Annotated in this window: 17 protein-coding genes and 1 pseudogene; 12 read left to right on the top strand and 6 right to left on the bottom strand. The window is 57.2% G+C overall.

Features of this window, described 5'->3' with window-relative positions:
* Positions 1–155 precede the first annotated feature (155 nt).
* On the bottom strand, positions 156–608 hold the full coding sequence (locus tag AB8W27_RS18285; RefSeq protein ID WP_012815096.1) for a YhcH/YjgK/YiaL family protein: 453 nt from the start codon (positions 606–608) through the stop codon (positions 156–158).
* A gap of 671 nt (positions 609–1279) precedes the next feature.
* Between AB8W27_RS18285 and arcA the strand changes: the two genes are divergently transcribed.
* The 9 genes from arcA (at position 1280) to ridA (ending at position 8687) form a co-directional block, all read left to right on the top strand.
* The gene (gene arcA / locus AB8W27_RS18290) at positions 1280–2500 is read left to right on the top strand and encodes an arginine deiminase (protein ID WP_012815094.1); all 1221 of its coding nucleotides are present in this window, start codon (positions 1280–1282) and stop codon (positions 2498–2500) included.
* Positions 2501–2510: 10 nt separating this feature from the next.
* The gene (arcC, locus tag AB8W27_RS18295) at positions 2511–3422 is read left to right on the top strand and encodes a carbamate kinase (RefSeq protein WP_041923129.1); all 912 of its coding nucleotides are present in this window, start codon (positions 2511–2513) and stop codon (positions 3420–3422) included.
* Positions 3423–3458: 36 nt separating this feature from the next.
* Positions 3459–4463, top strand: a complete 1005-nt coding sequence (argF, locus tag AB8W27_RS18300) for an ornithine carbamoyltransferase (RefSeq protein ID WP_012815092.1) — start codon at positions 3459–3461, stop codon at positions 4461–4463.
* A 48-nt stretch (positions 4464–4511) separates the two neighbouring features.
* Positions 4512–5915, top strand: coding sequence for a YfcC family protein (locus AB8W27_RS18305; RefSeq protein ID WP_012815091.1), 1404 nt, complete (start codon positions 4512–4514; stop codon positions 5913–5915).
* Positions 5916–6085: 170 nt separating this feature from the next.
* Positions 6086–6565, top strand: a complete 480-nt coding sequence (locus AB8W27_RS18310) for an arginine repressor (RefSeq protein ID WP_012815089.1) — start codon at positions 6086–6088, stop codon at positions 6563–6565.
* Between the two features lie 98 nt (positions 6566–6663).
* Positions 6664–6768, top strand: a complete 105-nt coding sequence (locus tag AB8W27_RS18315; RefSeq protein ID WP_237656608.1) for a pyrBI operon leader peptide — start codon at positions 6664–6666, stop codon at positions 6766–6768.
* Positions 6769–6819: 51 nt separating this feature from the next.
* Complete coding sequence (gene pyrB, locus AB8W27_RS18320) at positions 6820–7755, top strand: aspartate carbamoyltransferase (RefSeq protein ID WP_012815087.1); 936 nt, start codon at positions 6820–6822, stop codon at positions 7753–7755.
* A gap of 10 nt (positions 7756–7765) precedes the next feature.
* A complete protein-coding gene (pyrI, locus tag AB8W27_RS18325) occupies positions 7766–8227 on the top strand; it encodes an aspartate carbamoyltransferase regulatory subunit (protein ID WP_007766991.1) in 462 nt (153 codons plus the stop codon).
* 73 nt (positions 8228–8300) lie between these two features.
* Positions 8301–8687: a 2-iminobutanoate/2-iminopropanoate deaminase gene (gene ridA, locus AB8W27_RS18330; RefSeq protein ID WP_004388683.1), complete on the top strand. Its 387-nt coding sequence runs from the start codon at positions 8301–8303 to the stop codon at positions 8685–8687.
* Between the two features lie 53 nt (positions 8688–8740).
* Here ridA and AB8W27_RS18335 read toward each other — a convergent pair whose 3' ends face one another.
* On the bottom strand, positions 8741–10894 hold the full coding sequence (locus tag AB8W27_RS18335; RefSeq protein ID WP_012815085.1) for a YgiQ family radical SAM protein: 2154 nt from the start codon (positions 10892–10894) through the stop codon (positions 8741–8743).
* Between the two features lie 123 nt (positions 10895–11017).
* Complete coding sequence (locus AB8W27_RS18340) at positions 11018–11782, bottom strand: siderophore-interacting protein (RefSeq protein WP_012815084.1); 765 nt, start codon at positions 11780–11782, stop codon at positions 11018–11020.
* A 239-nt stretch (positions 11783–12021) separates the two neighbouring features.
* Between AB8W27_RS18340 and AB8W27_RS18345 the strand changes: the two genes are divergently transcribed.
* Entirely contained in the window at positions 12022–12555 is a 534-nt protein-coding gene (locus AB8W27_RS18345; protein WP_041923128.1) for a PadR family transcriptional regulator, read from the top strand.
* Positions 12556–12591: 36 nt separating this feature from the next.
* On the opposite strand, the pseudogene AB8W27_RS18350 reads toward AB8W27_RS18345, so the two are convergent.
* From AB8W27_RS18350 to AB8W27_RS18360, 3 genes and pseudogenes are all read right to left on the bottom strand, one after another.
* Positions 12592–14138 (bottom strand): annotated as a pseudogene (locus AB8W27_RS18350) (methyl-accepting chemotaxis protein).
* A 456-nt stretch (positions 14139–14594) separates the two neighbouring features.
* Positions 14595–16118, bottom strand: a complete 1524-nt coding sequence (locus AB8W27_RS18355) for a PAS domain-containing methyl-accepting chemotaxis protein (protein ID WP_041923127.1) — start codon at positions 16116–16118, stop codon at positions 14595–14597.
* 191 nt (positions 16119–16309) lie between these two features.
* Positions 16310–17197, bottom strand: coding sequence for a diguanylate cyclase (locus AB8W27_RS18360; RefSeq protein ID WP_041924103.1), 888 nt, complete (start codon positions 17195–17197; stop codon positions 16310–16312).
* 98 nt (positions 17198–17295) lie between these two features.
* Here AB8W27_RS18360 and AB8W27_RS18365 point away from each other — a divergent pair, with 98 nt between their 5' ends.
* Positions 17296–17583 (top strand): hypothetical protein, encoded by a 288-nt coding sequence (locus AB8W27_RS18365; RefSeq protein ID WP_012815078.1) that lies wholly within the window; start codon positions 17296–17298, stop codon positions 17581–17583.
* A 23-nt stretch (positions 17584–17606) separates the two neighbouring features.
* Entirely contained in the window at positions 17607–19004 is a 1398-nt protein-coding gene (gene ygjG, locus AB8W27_RS18370; RefSeq protein ID WP_071820259.1) for a putrescine aminotransferase, read from the top strand.
* Positions 19005–19007 lie beyond the last annotated feature (3 nt).

Below are 19007 nucleotides of genomic sequence, written 5' to 3' on the forward strand. Positions count from 1 at the left end.
TGCCGGATGGTCGGATGGTCGATTGGTGGCTGCGCTTCGCTTACCCACCCTACGAAACGACAGAACCACGCTCACCGTAGGGCGGGTAAGCATCGCGCACCCGCCTTGCCGGATGACTGGATGGTGGGTGCCCACCCTACCCATCTACAAGCCACTCACGCCATCAACATCTTCACGACGACTTTGCGCACCGGGGCCGGGTCGCCCACCGCGCACAGCGGCTTATGCACCTCGCCTGGCCAGAAAATCACGAAATCGCCCTCTTCCAGCACCACGGTTTTCTCCTGTGCGCCTTCGGGCAGGAACGCGATATCTTTATCCGCCAGCCAGTCGGTGTCCGGCGCGCCCGGCGGCAACGTGCTGAAGGTCATCCCTTCGCGGCCCGACAGGACAATCTGAATGTCCAGATAACGCGCGTGATATTCGGCGCGGCGTTCCGCCAGCGGCTCCGTCGTATCTTCTGAGAGCAGAAAAAAAAGGCGATCGCCATCCAGATCGTACTTGCCCGGCGCGGTCTGCGCCGTCACCTGCTGCTTCACCTGCTCAATCGCCTCGCGAAACGGCGCAGGCAGCCATTCGCCCAACGCGTGAATGTTACCGATAATCATGCCAGCTCCTTATATAAAACAGCGTTTCATTTTGTCGTGTTATACGAGTAATTCCGCCGGCGCGCCACTGGTTTATGGGTAAAAGCTGTTCTGGCGCATGGTTATCGAACGAAGCGTTACCGGCTTGTTAATACCCATCAGGCGTTTATGCATCTTTTATGCATAACCCTGGCGAATACCACTTACAGCTTCGCTATATCCCACTGTTTTACCAGTGTTTATCTGAAAAAAGACAGGGGAATCACGTTTTACTTACCTCACAAACAGGCATGGTTACGTCATAGTTATTTGCTTTATTTTCAGCAATTCAAAATAATCGCGCACCATAAATGCATAACCATATTACGGACCAAATAAAAGCATTTAATATCAATAATTTAATTATTTGTGTATTTGTTGTCCAAAAACAGATTCTTAACAACGCTGCATAAGCGCCGTGTTTTCTGCGTAGCGATTCATAACCCCCGACAAATTAATTAAACTTTCCATGAAATAAATCATCATTATGGCGGAATAGTAAAATCACCGCGTCGCCCGTGATATTCATCACACAATAAACCCCGCACTCCATTACTATTAATTTCGAATTCAATCTGCACGGTAACTCGTTATGCGAAAACCTTTCGCATAATGCCGCCGTTTTTATTCTGAAAATTAGCGAAGGAATAAATATGGAAAAGCATTACGTGGGATCGGAAATTGGACAATTACGCAGCGTCATGTTGCACCGCCCTAATTTAAGCCTGAAAAGACTGACGCCGTCTAATTGCCAGGAATTACTTTTCGATGATGTATTATCCGTAGAACGCGCCGGTGAAGAACACGATATTTTCGCCCGTACGCTGCGCGACCAGGGCGTAGAAGTATTATTGCTGACGGATCTCCTGACGCGCACGCTGGATATCCCGGCCGCCAAAGACTGGTTGCTGGAGACACAGGTGTCTGAATACCGCCTCGGCCCCTCTTTTGCCTCGGATGTCCGCGGCTGGCTTGCCGATCTGCCGCACCGTGAGCTGGCGCGGCGTTTAAGCGGCGGCCTGACCTTCAGCGAAATCCCGGCCTCCATTCATAATATGGTCGTGGACACGCACGGCGCCAATGATTTTATTATGGAGCCGTTGCCCAACCATTTATTTACCCGTGACACATCCTGCTGGATATATAACGGCGTGTCGATTAACCCAATGGCGAAACAGGCCCGCCAGCGCGAAACCAATAATCTGCGCGCGATTTATCGCTGGCATCCGGCCTTCGCCGATGGCGAGTTTATTAAATATTTCGGCGATCAGAATATTAATTATGACCACGCGACGCTGGAAGGCGGCGATGTATTAGTGATTGGCCGCGGCGCGGTATTAATCGGCATGTCTGAGCGCACCACGCCGCAGGGTGTGGAATTCCTCGCGAGCGCCCTGTTTAAACACCAGCAGGCGACGCGCGTTATTGCCGTTGAATTGCCGAAACACCGCTCCTGTATGCACCTCGATACCGTGATGACGCATATCGATATCGACACTTTCTCCGTTTATCCGGAAGTCGTACGCCCTGACGTGAAGTGCTGGACCTTAACGCCGGACGGGCACGGCGGCATCGCACGTACCGAAGAAAAAACGCTGGTATACGCCCTGGAGCAGGCGCTCGGCATCGACCAGATACGGCTCATCACCACCGGCGGCGATGCGTTTGAAGCCGAGCGCGAGCAGTGGAACGACGCCAACAACGTGCTGACCGTGCGCCCAGGCGTAGTGATCGGCTATGAGCGCAACACCTGGACCAACGAGAAATATGACAAGGCCGGCATCACCGTGCTGCCGATTCCTGGCGACGAGCTGGGCCGCGGACGCGGCGGCGCGCGCTGCATGAGCTGCCCGCTGGAACGCGACGGCATTTAAGGAGAACCCCATGGAAATGAAACCCACGCTGGTCGTGGCCCTTGGCGGCAACGCGCTGCTGAAACGCGGCGAACCGCTGGAGGCCGATATTCAGCGTCATAACGTCGAACTGGCGGCCCACACCATTGCTCAGCTCACCCGCCAGTGGCGCGTGGTGCTGGTGCACGGCAATGGCCCGCAGGTCGGGCTGCTGGCGCTGCAAAACAGCGCCTATCTGAACGTCACGCCTTATCCGCTCGACATTCTGGGCGCCGAAAGTCAGGGAATGATTGGTTACCTGTTACAGCAGTCGCTGAAAAACCAGCTGCCGGATCGCGAAGTCAGCGTGCTGCTGACGCAGGTGGCGGTGGATGACGCTGACCCGGCGTTTAAGAACCCGACCAAATACATCGGCCCGGTATATGACAAAGCCCAGGCGGACCAGCTCGCCGCGGAGAAAGGCTGGACGATGAAAGCCGACGGGCCTTATTTCCGTCGCGTGGTGCCTTCGCCTCAGCCGCAGCGGATTGTCGAGAGCGACGCCATCAAAGCGCTTATCGAGCGCGACCATCTGGTGATTTGCAACGGCGGCGGCGGCGTGCCGGTGGTGGATAAAGCCGACGGTTACCACGGCATCGAGGCGGTTATCGATAAAGATCTCTCGGCCGCGCTGCTGGCGCGCCAGCTGCACGCCGACGCGCTGCTGATCCTGACGGACGCCGACGCGGTGTATGTCCACTGGGGTAAGCCGACCCAGCGCCCCATGACCCACGTAACGCCCTCGCAGCTGGCGGAGCTGCACTTCGATGCAGGCTCCATGGGGCCGAAAGTGGCCGCGTGCTGCGCCTTCGTTGAGCAGTGCGGCGGCATCGCAGGGATCGGCGCGCTGGGCGACGGCCCGGCCATCCTCGCGGGCGATAAAGGCACGTTGATTCGCCAGTAAGTTTTCTCACCGCTTTAATGCAAAAAGGATTTAACCATGACTATCAACCTGAAAAACCGCAACTTCCTGAAACTGCTCGACTACACCCCGGCGGAGATCCAGTACCTCATCGATCTGGCCATGCAGCTGAAAGCCGATAAAAAGGCCGGGCGCGAGAAGAAAACGCTGGTGGGCAAAAACATCGCGCTGATTTTCGAAAAAACCTCCACCCGCACCCGCTGCGCGTTTGAAGTCGGCGCATTTGACCAGGGCGCGCAGGTGACATACCTCGGGCCGAGCGGCTCGCAGATTGGTCATAAAGAGTCAATGAAAGATACCGCCCGCGTGCTGGGACGCATGTATGACGGCATCGAATATCGCGGCTACGGCCAGGAGATCGTTGAGGAGCTTGCCAAATTCGCGGGCGTGCCGGTATGGAACGGGCTGACCAATGAATTTCATCCGACGCAAATCCTGGCCGACCTGATGACCATGCTGGAGCACTCGCCAGGCAAAACGCTTCCGCAGATCCGCTTTGCGTATCTTGGCGACGCGCGCAACAACATGGGCAACTCGCTGATGGTAGGCGCGGCGAAAATGGGCATGGAGATCCGCCTGGTGGCGCCGAAAGCCTTCTGGCCGGAAGAGGCGCTGGTCGAACAATGCCGCGCACTCGCCGCTGAGACCGGCGCGCGCATCATTCTTACGGAGCATGTGGACGAAGGCGTGGACGGTGTGGATTTCCTCTACACCGACGTCTGGGTATCGATGGGCGAGCCGAAAGAAGCGTGGGCCGAGCGCGTCGCGTTGATGAAACCCTACCAGATCAATCAGGCGGTGGTGAAAGCGACCGGCAATCCGAACGTCAAATTTATGCACTGCCTGCCGGCGTTTCATAACGAGCACACCACCGTCGGCCGCGAAATCGAAGTCGCTTATGGCCTGAAAGGGCTGGAAGTGACGGATGACGTGTTCGAGTCCCCCTGCTCCATTGTGTTTGATGAGGCGGAGAACCGTATGCACACCATCAAAGCCGTGATGGTGGCGACGCTTGGCGAATAATCTTTGCGGGCGCGCCGCCGGTGCGCCCGCCGCTTCGGAGATACCCTCATGCACAGGTTCAAATTTCCTTCCGCTTATACGATTTTGTTTGTGCTTATCGCGCTGGTGGCGGCGCTCACCTGGGTAGTGCCTGCCGGGAAATACCAGATGGCGATGAACGACACGCTCGGCAAAGAGGTGCCGGTCGCGGGCACTTACGCCCCCGTCGAGGCGCATCCGCAGGGCATTACCGCCATTCTGCTGGCCCCGGTGGATGGCCTTTACAACCACGTGACCTATACCGCAGGGGCCATCGACGTGGCGCTGTTTGTGCTGATCATCGGCGGCTTTCTGGGCGTGGTGAATAAAACCGGGGCCATCGACGCCGGGATCGAGCGCGTGACGGAGCGGTTACACGGCAAAGAAGAGTGGATGATCCCGATATTGATGGCGCTGTTCGCCGCGGGCGGCACCATCTACGGCATGGCGGAAGAGTCGCTGCCGTTTTATACCCTGCTGGTGCCGGTCATGATGGCCGCGCGCTTCGACCCGCTGGTCGCCGCCGCCACGGTGTTGCTGGGCGCGGGCATCGGCACGCTCGGCTCCACCATTAACCCCTTCGCAACGGTGATTGCCGCCAACGCCGCCGGTATTCCGTTCACCAGCGGCATCTGGCTGCGCGTGGCGCTGTTGGTTATCGGCTGGGTTATCTGCGTGCTGTGGGTGATGCGTTACGCCCGTCGCGTGCGTCAGGACCCGTCACTCTCCGTGGTGGCGGACCAGTGGGAAGCCAACCGCGCGCACTTTCTCGGCAACCGCTCTGCCGACATGCTCCCCTTCACCATGACGCGCAAAATCATCCTGATCATTTTCGCCGCCTCGTTTGCGGTGATGATTTACGGCGTGGCGGTGCGCGGCTGGTGGATGGGTGAGATTTCCGGCGTGTTCCTCGCCGCCGCGATTATCACCGGCGTGGTGGCGCGCATGAGCGAAGAAGCGTTCACCAGCACCTTTATCGACGGCGCGCGGGATCTGCTCGGCGTGGCGCTCATTATCGGTATCGCGCGCGGTATTGTGGTGGTAATGGATAACGGCATGATCACCCACACGATTCTGCACAGCGCGGAAAACCTGGTATCCGGGCTGTCCACCACGGTGTTTATCAACGTGACGTACTGGATTGAAGTGGTGCTCTCGTTCCTGGTGCCGTCGTCATCCGGCCTTGCCGTGCTGACGATGCCTATCATGGCGCCGCTCGCGGATTTCGCCCATGTAGGGCGCGATCTGGTGGTCACCGCCTATCAGTCCGCCTCCGGGATCGTGAATCTGATTACGCCCACCTCAGCCGTGGTGATGGGCGGCCTGGCTATCGCTCGCGTACCTTATGTGCGTTATCTGAAATGGGTTGCGCCGCTCATACTGATCCTGACGGTGCTGAACATGGCCGCCCTCAGTCTTGGCGCGCTGTTTTAGCCTGACATGGCGTTGCGGCGCGGTCAGCCAGGGCGTTGCGCCGCATAAAACGCCGATCATTTCAGCAAAAGCCCGTAAATTGTCAGGTTATTACGTTTTCCCCCTGGACGCGGGCCGGGAAAACCATATCGTTTTTCTTCAACTTTCATCAACGTAAGGAGTGACTGTCCATGAAGGATTACGGTGATTATTCCGGAAAAGAGCAGGAGCAAATGACGGTATGCCAGCGGCTCATCAGCAACAAAACCTACTGCTCTCAGGAGGAGATCCGGCGCGACATGCAGCGCCAGGGGTTCGACAATATCAGCCAGTCCTCCGTCTCACGCCTGCTGAAACTGCTCGGCGTAATTAAAATCCGCAACGCCAAAGGACAAAAAATTTATTCCCTGAATCCGCTATTACAGCCCGCGCCGGACGCCGCACGCTCGATCGCGGAAATGGTGGTGAGCGTTGAACATAACAGCGAATTTATCCTTGTTCATACGGTGGCGGGCTATGGCCGCGCGGTGGCGAAAGTGCTGGATTATCACGCTTTGCCGGAGGTATTAGGCGTGGTGGCGGGTAGCAGTATTGTCTGGATAGCGCCGCGCGATGTGAAGCGCACCGCGCTGGTTCACAAGCGTATTAATTATTTACTTCTAATGCATTAATATTCACAGCAATCGATTCCTGAGCGCAAAGTGTGCATTTCCTGCTTGTCAGCTAAACGCACATGCGTATAATGCCGGGCAATTTGCCGGAGGGAAGCATGGTCCAGTGTGTTCGACATTTTGTCTTACCGCGTCGTCAGAAAGCTGACGGCCAGGCCGTTGCTCTTTCCGTTCCCGAATTGCTGTTAAAAGCCCCTCAATGAGGGGCTTTTTTTTGTCCAGCGTTTGTCCGCCGGCCTAAAGAGGAGACAAAAATGGCTAATCCGCTTTATCAAAAACATATTATTTCCATCAACGATCTCAGCCGCGCCGAGCTTGAGCTGGTGCTGGAGACGGCGGCGAAGCTGAAAGCGAACCCGCAGCCGGAGCTTCTGAAGCACAAAGTGATCGCCAGCTGCTTCTTCGAAGCCTCGACCCGCACCCGCCTGTCGTTTGAGACCTCCATGCACCGTCTGGGCGCGGCGGTGGTCGGCTTCTCCGACAGCAGTAACACGTCCCTTGGCAAAAAAGGCGAAACGCTGGCGGACACCATTTCTGTCATCAGCACCTATGTGGACGCCATCGTGATGCGCCACCCGCAGGAGGGCGCGGCGCGTCTGGCGACCGAGTTTTCCGGCGGCGTGCCGGTGCTGAACGCGGGCGACGGGGCCAACCAGCACCCAACCCAGACGCTGCTGGATCTCTTTACCATCCAGGAGACGCAGGGACGCCTTGAGAACCTCACCATCGCGATGGTGGGTGACCTGAAATATGGCCGCACGGTGCATTCGCTCGCGCAGGCGCTGGCGAAGTTCAACGGCAACCGCTTCTGCTTTATCGCCCCGGACGCGCTGGCGATGCCGCAATACATTCTCGATATGCTGGATGAAAAAGGCATTCCGTGGAGCCTGCACAGCGCCATCGACGACGTGGTCCAGGAAGTGGATATTCTCTACATGACCCGCGTGCAGAAAGAGCGTCTCGACCCGTCGGAATACGCCAACGTGAAGGCCCAGTTTGTGCTGCGCGCCGCCGATCTTCAGGGCGCGCGCGACAACATGAAAGTGCTGCACCCGCTGCCGCGCATTGATGAAATCACTACCGACGTGGATAGAACGCCCCACGCCTGGTATTTCCAGCAGGCGGGCAACGGTATTTTCGCCCGTCAGGCGCTGCTGGCGCTGGTACTGAATCGCGATTTAGCTCTGTAAGGAGAAGCTCATGACCCATGACAATAAACTTCAGGTAGAAGCCATTCGCCGCGGCACGGTGATTGACCATATTCCGGCGCAGGTCGGCTTCAAGCTGCTTTCCCTGTTTAAGCTTACCGAAACGGATCAGCGCATTACCATCGGCCTTAACCTGCCCTCCGGCGAAATGGGCCGCAAAGATTTAATCAAGATTGAAAACACCTTCCTGACGGACGAGCAGGTCAATCAGCTCGCGCTCTACGCGCCGCAGGCGACGGTAAACCGCATCGACGATTACGAAGTGGTAGGCAAGAGCAAGCCGAGCCTGCCGGATCGTATCGATAATGTGCTGGTCTGCCCGAACGGCAACTGCATCAGCCGTACCGAGCCGGTCGCCTCCAGCTTTGCTGTGAAAACGCGCGGCGACGCGGTGCAGCTGAAGTGCAAATATTGTGAGAAAGAGTTCGCGCGTCACGTCGTGCTGGCGGATTAATTGTGGCTGGCAATGGCCTTGCGGCTCCCTATAATGAGCGGGAGCCTTACCGCTGTTAACTTCAGGAGAAATTATGTCCCGCACTATCGCCACGGAAAATGCCCCTGCCGCTATCGGTCCTTACGTTCAGGCTGTCGATCTGGGCAACATGGTTATCACCTCCGGTCAGATCCCGGTTGACCCGAAATCCGGCAGCGTGCCGGACGACATCGCCGCCCAGGCGCGCCAGTCGCTGGATAACGTGAAAGCGATTATCGAAGCCGCTGGCCTGAAAGTCGGCGATATCGTGAAAACCACGGTATTCGTCAAAGATCTGAACGACTTCGCCACCGTTAACGCCACTTACGAAGCGTTTTTCACCGAGCATAACGCGACTTTCCCGGCGCGCTCCTGCGTCGAAGTGGCGCGTCTGCCGAAAGACGTGAAAATCGAAATCGAAGCGATCGCCGTTCGTCGCTAAACGCAGCCCTGACATAAAGAAAAAGCACCGCGAGCGGTGCTTTTTTTATGGGCTCAGCGCGCCGTTTTCTTCGTTTTCGGCAGGCCCTGGCGCTGATGGCTCACCGGGGTGTGTTTGGTCAGCGCGGGCTGCGTGTGCCGATACTGCCGTTTCGCCGCGCGCATCTCATCGGTGGTCGGCGCGGGCACTAAGCAGTCGCTGCGCGAGCCAATCAGATGCTTTTTACCCATCGCCTCCAGCGCCTCGCGAATAACGGGCCAGTTGGCCGGATCGTGATAGCGCAGCAGCGCCTTGTGCAGGCGGCGCTGGCGATCGCCTTTCGGCACCACCACGTCTTCACTTTTGTAGCCGATTTTGCCGAGCGGGTTTTTGCCGGTGTAATACATGGTGGTCGAGTTGGCGAGCGGCGACGGATAGAAGTTCTGCACCTGATCGAGCCGGAAACGGCGCGCTTTCAGCCACAGCGCCAGGTTCACCATATCTTCATCGCGCGTGCCGGGGTGCGCGGAGATAAAGTACGGGATCAGGTACTGCTCTTTGCCCGCCTGTTTTGAATAGGTATCGAACAGTTCTTTAAAGCGGTCATAGCTGCCCATGCCCGGCTTCATCATTTTTGAGAGCGGCCCCTCTTCGGTATGCTCCGGGGCAATCTTCAGATAACCGCCGACATGGTGTGTCGCCAGCTCTTTGATATAACGCGGATCTTCTACCGCCAAATCGTACCGCACGCCGGAGGCGATCAGGATCTTCTTGATGCCCTTGAGATCGCGCGCGCGGCGGTAGAGGTTGATCGTCGGCGTGTGATCGGTATCCATATGCGGGCAGATCTCCGGGTAGACGCACGACAGGCGACGGCAGGTCTGCTCGGCGCGCGGCGAAGTGCAGCGCAGCATATACATATTGGCCGTCGGCCCACCGAGATCGGAAATCACGCCGGTAAAGCCCGGCACCGCGTCGCGGATCGCTTCTATCTCATTAATGATCGAGTCTTCCGAGCGGCTCTGGATAATGCGCCCTTCATGTTCGGTAATGGAGCAGAACGAACAGCCGCCGAAGCAGCCGCGCATAATGTTCACCGAGAAGCGGATCATTTCCCAGGCCGGAATGCGCTTTTTGCCGTACACCGGGTGCGGCACGCGCTGATACGGCAGCGCAAACACGCTGTCCATCTCTTCGGTCGAGAGCGGGATCGCAGGCGGGTTAATCCAGATATAACGATCGCCATGCTTTTGCATCAGCGCGCGGGCGCAGCCGGGGTTGGTTTCGTGGTGCAGAATGCGCGAGGCGTGCGCGTAAAGTACTTTGTCACCCTTCACTTTTTCATACGACGGCAGCAGCACGTAGGTTTTCTCCCACGGCTTCGGGCGCGGCGGCTGAACGGTGACGGTTTTCACTTCGGGCTTTTCCGGTTTGTTGCCGTCAGCGCACGGCAGATCGTCGCCATACGGATGCGGGATCGGATCAATGCGCCCCGGCGTGTCGAGACGCGTGGAATCCACGCCCGTCCAGCCCGGCAGGGCTTCTTTCAGCATGATTGCCGTATTACGCACGTCCCGGATCGTGGCGATAGGCTCGCCCATCGCCAGACGATGCGCCACTTCCACCAGCGGACGCTCGCCGTTGCCGAAAATCAGCATGTCGGCTTTGGCATCCACCAGCACCGAGCGGCGCACGGTGTCAGACCAGTAATCGTAATGCGCGGTGCGGCGCAGGCTCGCCTCAATGCCGCCCAGGATGACCGGCACGTCGCGCCAGGCCTCTTTACAGCGCTGGGTATAGACCAGCGTCGCGCGATCGGGGCGTTTTCCGGCTTCGTTATCCGGCGTGTAGGCGTCGTCGTGGCGCAGTTTGCGATCCGCCGTGTAGCGGTTGATCATCGAATCCATATTCCCGGCGGTCACGCCGAAAAACAGGTTCGGTTTGCCAAGGCGCATGAAGTCGTCTTTGCTGCTCCAGTCCGGCTGCGCGATGATCCCGACGCGAAAGCCCTGCGCCTCCAGCATACGGCCGCAAATAGCCATGCCGAAGCTCGGGTGATCGACGTAGGCATCGCCGGTGACGAGAATAATATCGCAGCTGTCCCAGCCAAGCTGGTCCATCTCCTCGCGCGACATCGGTAAAAAGGGCGCAGGCCCAAAGCAGGCCGCCCAGTACTGGGGCCAGGAGAACAGATCGCGATCCGGCTGGATCAGGCTCAGGGAACTCATAGTGCTTCCGGAAAAAGGCAAAAGATCGACAAAGGGCGGCGATTATACGTCCGGAAGTGACAAAAAAAGAAGGGTTATTCTGCGGAAAAAAACGCCAGCCCCCTTCTTTGCCGATCTACGCGATTACTTGCTGTGCCAGTACGCCGCGGCGCGCATCAGCTGAGGGTTCACGCGCCCTTCAAACGGTTCGCTTAAGCGTTTAACGACTTTTCCTTCGCCGGTTATCCAGAGGTAATAATCGTCCTGCGGCACCGTCAGCGCGGCCAGTTTCTCTTCCACCGCCTGCACGTCATGACCGACCACCCACTGAAGGTTAAAGTCGCCGAGGTGCGACAGATAGCCTTTCAGCGCTTCATCCCTCACCGTCACGATAGCGTTCACCTGCACCGGTTTCGCCTGCGCGCGGAGCGCCTCAAGACGGCGGCGCAGCGCAGGCATCCCGGACTCATCGCACACGTAGAGCTGCCAGGCGTAATCTTCCGGCACCACTAACGAACCGCGCGGTCCGCCGATGCAGAGCGTATCGCCAGGTTTTGCCGCAACGGCCCAGTCGCTCGCCACGCCAGATTCATGCACGTAAAAATCGATAGTTAACTGCTGGCGCGCCTCGTCAAACAGCGGCGTGTAATCGCGTGACGGCGGGCGCACGTCGCCTGCCCAGACGATGCCGTCATCGGTGACGTCAGGCGGCACAAATGGCGCGCCGTCCTGCGGGAAAAACACTTTGATATGGTCGTCGAAGCCGCGCGAACTGAAGCCCGCCAGCGCGTCGCCGCCAAACACAAGGCGCTGAAAGCCGCTGATGCGCTCGCTTTTCAGCACGGTAATTTCGCGAAAACGCAGCGCGTTACGCACGCGCTGCGGAAATTGAGTGGTCTGATTCATCATTAACCTGCCAACGTAAACGGTAAATTAGATATATCTAAATAGTCGTAAATGATAATGATTGCCAACAACGGAAATGGCAAGCGATTTTTCGATAGCCTGAACAAAAACCGCACATCGCGCAACATTATGGATTTTATCTTTTTATAATCAATGACCTGTATTTCTATCGCTGTTAGAAAAGACATCCAGCCATAAAAAAGATATAGTTAAGATATATCTGTTTAACCCGGAGATCCCTTATGCGTTCAGACGACCGCCACGCTTCATCCCCTCGCCGCGAAGGCCGCCACGGGCCGGAAGGCCATCGCCGCCCGCGCTTTTTCGGCAATGGCGAACTGCGTCTCGTCATGCTGGATATCCTGTGCGCTGGCGCGAGCCACGGTTACGAACTTATCAAAGCCATCGAAACGCTGACCGCAGGCCATTACGCGCCGAGCCCAGGCGTGGTCTACCCGACGCTCGATGCGCTGGAGGCGCAGGGGTTTGTCGTGCTGCGCGAAGAAGAAAGCGGTCGGAAGAAAATCGCGATTACCGACGCAGGCCGCGCGTGGCTTCTGGAAAACCGCGAGGCGCTGGATCACATTCAGGCGCGGATGCGGGCGCGCGCCATCGGGCACAAGCTGCGTAAAGATCCGCAGATGAAACGGGCGCTCGATAACATGAAAGCGGTGCTGGATTTGAAGGTGAATCAGGCGGAAATCAGCCCGGAGACGTTAAAGCAGATTATCGGCATCATAGACCGCGCGGCGTTGGCTATCTCCCAGCTCGATTAACGGCAACGGCGGCGGCAGGCCACCGCCGTTGTGTTATCAGGCGCTGAGACGGAACACTTTAATCATCTCTTTCAGGTGGTGCGCCTGGTCATTAAGCGACGAGGCCGCCGCGACCGATTCCTCCACCAGCGCGGAGTTCTGCTGCGTGGTGGTGTCAATCATGCCGATGGCGCTGTTGATCTGCGAGATACCGTCAGTCTGTTCACGGCTCGCCTGTGCAATTTCACGCAGGATCGTGTCCATTTCGCTAACGTTCGCGACCATGCCATGCAGCAGACCGCTCGCTTTTTCTACCAGCTCCATGCCTTCGCGCGTCTGACCGGTCGAGTCCTCTATCAGCGCGCGGATCTCGCTCGCCGATGAGGCGCTTTTCTGCGCCAGCTGGCGCACTTCGCCTGCGACTACCGCGAAACCGCGGCCATGTTCGCCCGCGCGCGCCGCTTCCACGGCGGCGTTAAGCGCCAGAATATTGGTCTGAAACGCGATGGAATCGATCAGGTTGATGATGTCTGACATCCGGTCAGACGTGCCGCGAATGACGCGCATTTTGTCCGTCACCTGCTGCATCATCTCGCCGTTGCGCTTCACCACACCGGCGGCGTCAGACGACAGCCGCGTCGCCTCACTGGTATTATCGGCGGTGTTTTTCACCGTCGAGGTGATCTGCTCCATCGAGGCGGCCGTCTGCTCTACGGAGCTGGCCTGCTCTTCGGTGCGCGCCGCCAGATCCTGGTTGCCCGCGACAATCTGCGACGCCGCGCTGGAGATGCTTTCCGCGCTGTACTGCACCTCCTGCACAATCGCCTGCAGCCGCTGTTTCATATCCATCAGCGCATGCAGCAACACGCCGGTTTCATCGCGCGCCTGTACCTCCACCGAGCGGGTGAGATCGCCTTCAGCAATCGCGCCGGCAAAGCGCACCGCCTGGTCGAGAGGACGCGTAATGGCGCGCACGATAAGCCAGCCCATCAGCGAGCCCAGCACCACGCATAGCAGCGTCAGGCCGATGGTCAGCGCGCGGTTGCCGCTGAAATCTTTCGCCACCGTCACGCCCGCCTCGCGCATATGGTTGTCCTGAATTTTAATCAGCGCCTGTACCCGCGATTTATATTCATTCTGAAGCGTTACCGTGGTGGACATCATCTCCTCCAGCGCCGCGTTGCGATCGTTGCGTTTTACCGCATCGAGAATGCGAAAGCGCGAGGCCAGATACTGCTTACGCACGTCGGCGATTTGCGCCAGCGCCTGACGCGAGGCGTCGTCGGTCAGCGTTTTATTCAAATCGGCAAGCAAGGCGCTAATACGCCCGCTGATGGCGCTAAGCTGCGCCTCGGACTGCTGCGTCCAGCGCTGGTTCTCGTCCATCAGCATTAATTGCTGCGTACTGACGAAGCTCTGGAAATTTTCGATAAGCTGATTGGCTTTTACGGTAGTGGGATAATCCTCAGCGATAACCTGCTGAATATTATTATTGGCCTGGCTCAGACTGCCGAGTGATAAACCGGCGCTGATAAGTAGCAAAACAATAAAAAAGCAAAAGCGAAAATAAGCTTTGTGCGAATTTTAATATCGCGGATGGACATATTCACTCCGTTGAACGGGTTATTTTGCGCTGACGAAACGGAAATCGCAGCGATGGATAACGTGATCCGCCGAACCTGCGGGGATCGACAAAAGTCGTTATCGTCAGGCCCTTTTGTAACTTTATGAGTTTGATCGTTTTTTTCTTTTATAAACCCCAAAAACAATAGCCTATGGCTATTAATATGCGGCTATTGATCGGCCAAATGTGCGCCAGATCACTTAATTGCGCAATTAATTACAGCGAAGCGGAAACACTTTTTGTGTGGGTTCAGGAAGATGGGAAAAACAATTTAAAATGAAGGGGTTAAATTAAATACATTTATTTAATTTGATTTTAACATTAAGACAACAAATAAGCGGAACACCTGAAAGGGCACAAATTGATAAATTTGTGGCGTGAAGAAGAAGCGTGAAGCAAAAAGAGAAAGGCGGCATGGCGCCGCCTTTAACCGAAATTAATGCAATACCGTCACCGCATCCTGAAGGCGGCCAGCACGGTATTTTACCATCGACGAAACCTGCGCGCCTTCATCGACCAGCGCCGCGTTCTTGCGGGTGATGGCGTCCAGTTCCGCCACGGCGCGGGTGAGATCGGACAGCCCGTCGGCCTGCTCGGTGGTCGCCTGGCTTATCTGCCCCAGCAGGCGCGTCACATTCTCCACCTGGTTGACGATATCCTGCATGGTGCGGCCCGCGTCATGCACCTGCACCGTACCGGACGCCACCTTGCTGGCGCTGGCATCAATGAGTTTACGGATATCGTTAGCGGCGTTCGCGCTGCGGTTCGCCAGATGGCGCACTTCGCCCGCCACAACGGCAAAACCTTTGCCCTGCTCGCCCGCGCGCGCCGCTTCGACGGCGGCGTTGAGCGCCAGAATGTTGGTCTGAAACGCGATGTCATTAATAAGCGCCGTGATGGAGCCGATGCGCTGCGTGCTGTCGGCAATCTCATCCATGGTCTGGACCACGGTTTGCATTGTCTGCCCGCCGAGACGCGCCGCGTCGCTCGCCTCGCTGGAGAGCTTATCCGCCGCCGCCGCCGTGGCGGAGTTGTTTTGCACCGATGCCGCCATCTGGTTCATGGTAGTGACGGTTTGTTGCACGTTAACCACCGTCTGACGGGTGCGCTCGTTAAGATCCTCATTGCCGCGCGCCAGCGTTTCGCTGCCGCTGCGTACATTGCTGACCTGGCCTGAAACATCATTCATCAGCCAGCGACACATCAGTCCCAGTTGCCCGATGGCGCGCAGCGTCACGCCGACCTCATCGACGCGGTTGATATGCGCGATGCTTTGCGACTCGCCTGTCGCAATGCGCAGCGCCTGACGCGCCACGTTTTCAAGCGGGCGAACAATCTGCCACTCCAGCACCGCGCCGCCAAGCAGCAGCATCACCGCAGCCATAAGCGTCGGGGCCAGCAGGGGCGTGCCGGTACAGGCCATGACCGCGGTCCAGGCCACAAACAGCGCGGCCATCACGCCGCGCAGGCGCCAGCGTAACGGCAGCGTCGGGAGTTTGCCCCACACGCCGTTGCGCAGCACCAGTCCTTTAAACAGACGCCGCGGTTTACGCCCCTCGCGCAGCGCTTTATAGAGTGGTTCGACCGCGGCTATCTCTTCCGCGCTGGCTTTGGTGCGAATCGACATAAAGCCGGTAATTTTCCCGCTGCGCACCATCGGCGCGACGTTGGCGCGCACCCAATAGTGATCGCCGTTCTTGCAGCGGTTTTTCACGATGCCGGTCCAGGGCTCGCCCTGCTTCAGCGTGTACCACATATCGGCAAAAGCCGCTTTCGGCATATCCGGGTGGCGCACCATGTTGTGCGGGCTGCCGGTCAGTTCCTCAAGCGTATACCCGCTCACCTCGACGAAAGCGTCGTTGGCATGGGTAATATAACTTTGCAGATCGGTGGTAGACATAAGCGTGGTGTCGTTAGCGAGCGTAACTTCACGCTGCGTAACGAACGGCTGAGAAGACATAACGACGTCCTTAGGCAGGTTATCCAATTGTTAATCTTTTTTCTGCCTTGTTATGTCGGCGATATATAAATTATCTTTAGCTGTTAAATACGATTCAGCTCGCAATTTATGCATTTACCCATCATTTCTTTCTGCATCACGCCGATAATTTATATCCGCAATTATTTACCATGGTGAATAATTAATACGCGTTACTTTAGCGTTTCCAGCGTGCCGTCGGCGCGCGCCAGAATACAGCGGTTGCGTCCGTTATTTTTGCCGAAATACATGGCATCGTCCGCGCGACCAATTGCCTCATGCAGTGTTTCATTGCGCCGTACGCACGTCAGGCCGCCCGTCACGGTAACGTTCAGCGTCTCGCCATCAAGCGTAAGCGGAAGCTGGCCTGGGCACCTACACAGCCGCACGCCAGCTTCGCGCGCCTCTTCCTGCGTATGAGACTCCAGAAGCGCAATGAACTCCTCCCCGCCGAAGCGATACACCTGTTCGCAGCAACGCGCTTCGTTTTTAAACCGTTGCGCCACCTCGCGCAGCACGTCGTCACCCGCGTTATGCCCGTAGGTATCATTCACTTTTTTAAAACGGTCGATATCGATAATCAGCAGCCACAGCGTCTGTTCGCGCGCGTGGGCGTGCAGGAACTCGAAATCTTCATACAGCAGCTGGCGCAGCGGCAGACCGGTAAGCGTATCGTGCCGGTTACGCAGAGAAATGAGCTGCTGGCGGTAATCATCAATGCTGGCCACAAACTGTTGTTGCGCCTCGTGGTAGGCATATAACGCTGCGGAATCCACCTGGTTACTGGCAATCGCGTTTATTAAGTATCGGGCTTTATCATGCATCGCTTTATGCGTTTCGCTAATCGCTTTCGCGAAATGAAGGTAACGGAAAGCGATATTCTGATGGGCCGTCATCCACTGACAGAAACGACAATAAAGATGGGATTGCGGATGCATAAACGTGTTATCTGGCTCGTTTCCTAATAATACGAGCTCTAAGAATTTGCCGGTCCATTCATAATGTAATTTAACAGCATAATTTAATTCTTTTAACGATAAATCTATCTGGTGCAAATCCATGCTGACCTCATAAAACAACAACCGCCCCGGTTATCAGGCATATGCGCCAGAATAAAGAGGCGCATGGAAAATAACCTGGCGGCAAATCAGTAAATAGCGTGATTACCTCACGAAAATATATTTTCTGTGAATTATATACAGAAACGTCTGCGTTGAAATATCTGCGCGCAGATGCGCCACTACCGCGCACCGCTGCCCTGTCAGGGTGCAACACCGCTTTTCACCTCTCTAACCCGCTCGCGGGCGGCAGCATTAAGCGCCGCAATGGTTTTTTAGGAATGATTTCGTGCCGCGTCTCCCGGCGCTTCACAGCGGTTTATCCCGATTTTCAGGGCCTGCGGCGATGTGGCGCAAAGGCTGCAATACTTAATATCGGTATCATGTGATACGCGATCCAAAGGGGCACATTTTGAACAGGTTACCTAACAGCGCCTCGGCTCTTGCCTGTACCGCGCACGCACTGAATCTCATCGAAAAGCGCACGCTGACGCATGAGGAGATGAAAGCACTTAACCAGGAGGTGCATGATTACTTCCAGCAGCATGTAAACCCAGGATTCTTAGAGTATCGAAAATCAGTCACCGCTGGCGGGGATTACGGAGCCGTAGAGTGGCAGGCGGGAGGGCTTAATACGCTTGTCGACACCCAGGGACAGGAGTTCCTTGATTGCCTGGGTGGATTTGGCATTTTTAACGTGGGGCACCGTAATCCAGTTGTTGTATCCGCCGTAGAAAATCAGCTTGCGAAACAGCCTCTGCACAGTCAGGAGCTGCTCGACCCGCTAAGAGCGATGCTCGCCAAAACCCTCGCCGCGCTGACGCCTGGCAAACTCAAGTACAGCTTCTTTTGCAACAGCGGAACGGAATCGGTCGAGGCGGCGATTAAGCTTGCCAAAGCGTATCAGTCGCCGCGCGGCAAATTCACCTTCGTGGCCGCCAGCGGCGCCTTCCACGGCAAATCGCTCGGCGCGCTCTCCGCCACCGCGAAAGCGGCGTTTCGCAAACCGTTTATGCCGTTGCTGCCAGGCTTTCGCCATGTGCCGTTCGGCAATATCGACGCGCTGCGCGAGCTGCTGAGTGAATGCAAGAAAACCGGCGATGACGTGGCGGCCGTGATCCTGGAGCCTATTCAGGGGGAAGGCGGCGTGATCCTGCCGCCGCCGGGCTACCTGCCGGCCGTGCGCAAGCTCTGCGATGAATACGGCGCGCTGCTTATCCTCGACGAGGTGCAGACCGGCATGGGCCGCACCGGCAAAATGTTCGCCTGCGAGCATGAAAACGTGCAGCCGGACATTCTCTGTCTTGCCAAAGCGCTTGGCGGCGGCGTGATGCCGATTGGCGCGACGGTCGCGACGGAAGAAGTGTTTTCGGTACTGTTCGACAACCCGTTCCTGCACACCACCACGTTTGGCGGCAACCCGCTCGCCTGCGCGGCGGCGCTCGCCACCATTCATGTGCTGCTGGAGGAAAACCTGCCCGCCCAGGCGGAGCAGAAAGGCGACATGTTGCTGGACGGCTTCCGCCAGCTGGCGCGTGAATACCCGCATCTGGTGCAGGAGGCGCGCGGTCGTGGGATGCTGATGGCCATTGAGTTTGTCGATAACGAAACCGGCTACCGCTTCGCGAGCGAAATGTTCCGTCAGCACATACTGGTGGCGGGCACGCTCAACAACGCCAAAACGATCCGCATCGAGCCGCCGCTCACGCTGACCGTTGAGCAGTGCGAGCAGGTGCTTGCCGCCGCGCGTACGGCGCTTGAGACGCTCAGCATCGCCCACAGCGATACGGCGGTCGCCACCGAAAGCTAACCC

This window comes from Cronobacter turicensis, assembly GCF_041222865.1.
GTDB lineage: Bacteria > Pseudomonadota > Gammaproteobacteria > Enterobacterales > Enterobacteriaceae > Cronobacter > Cronobacter turicensis.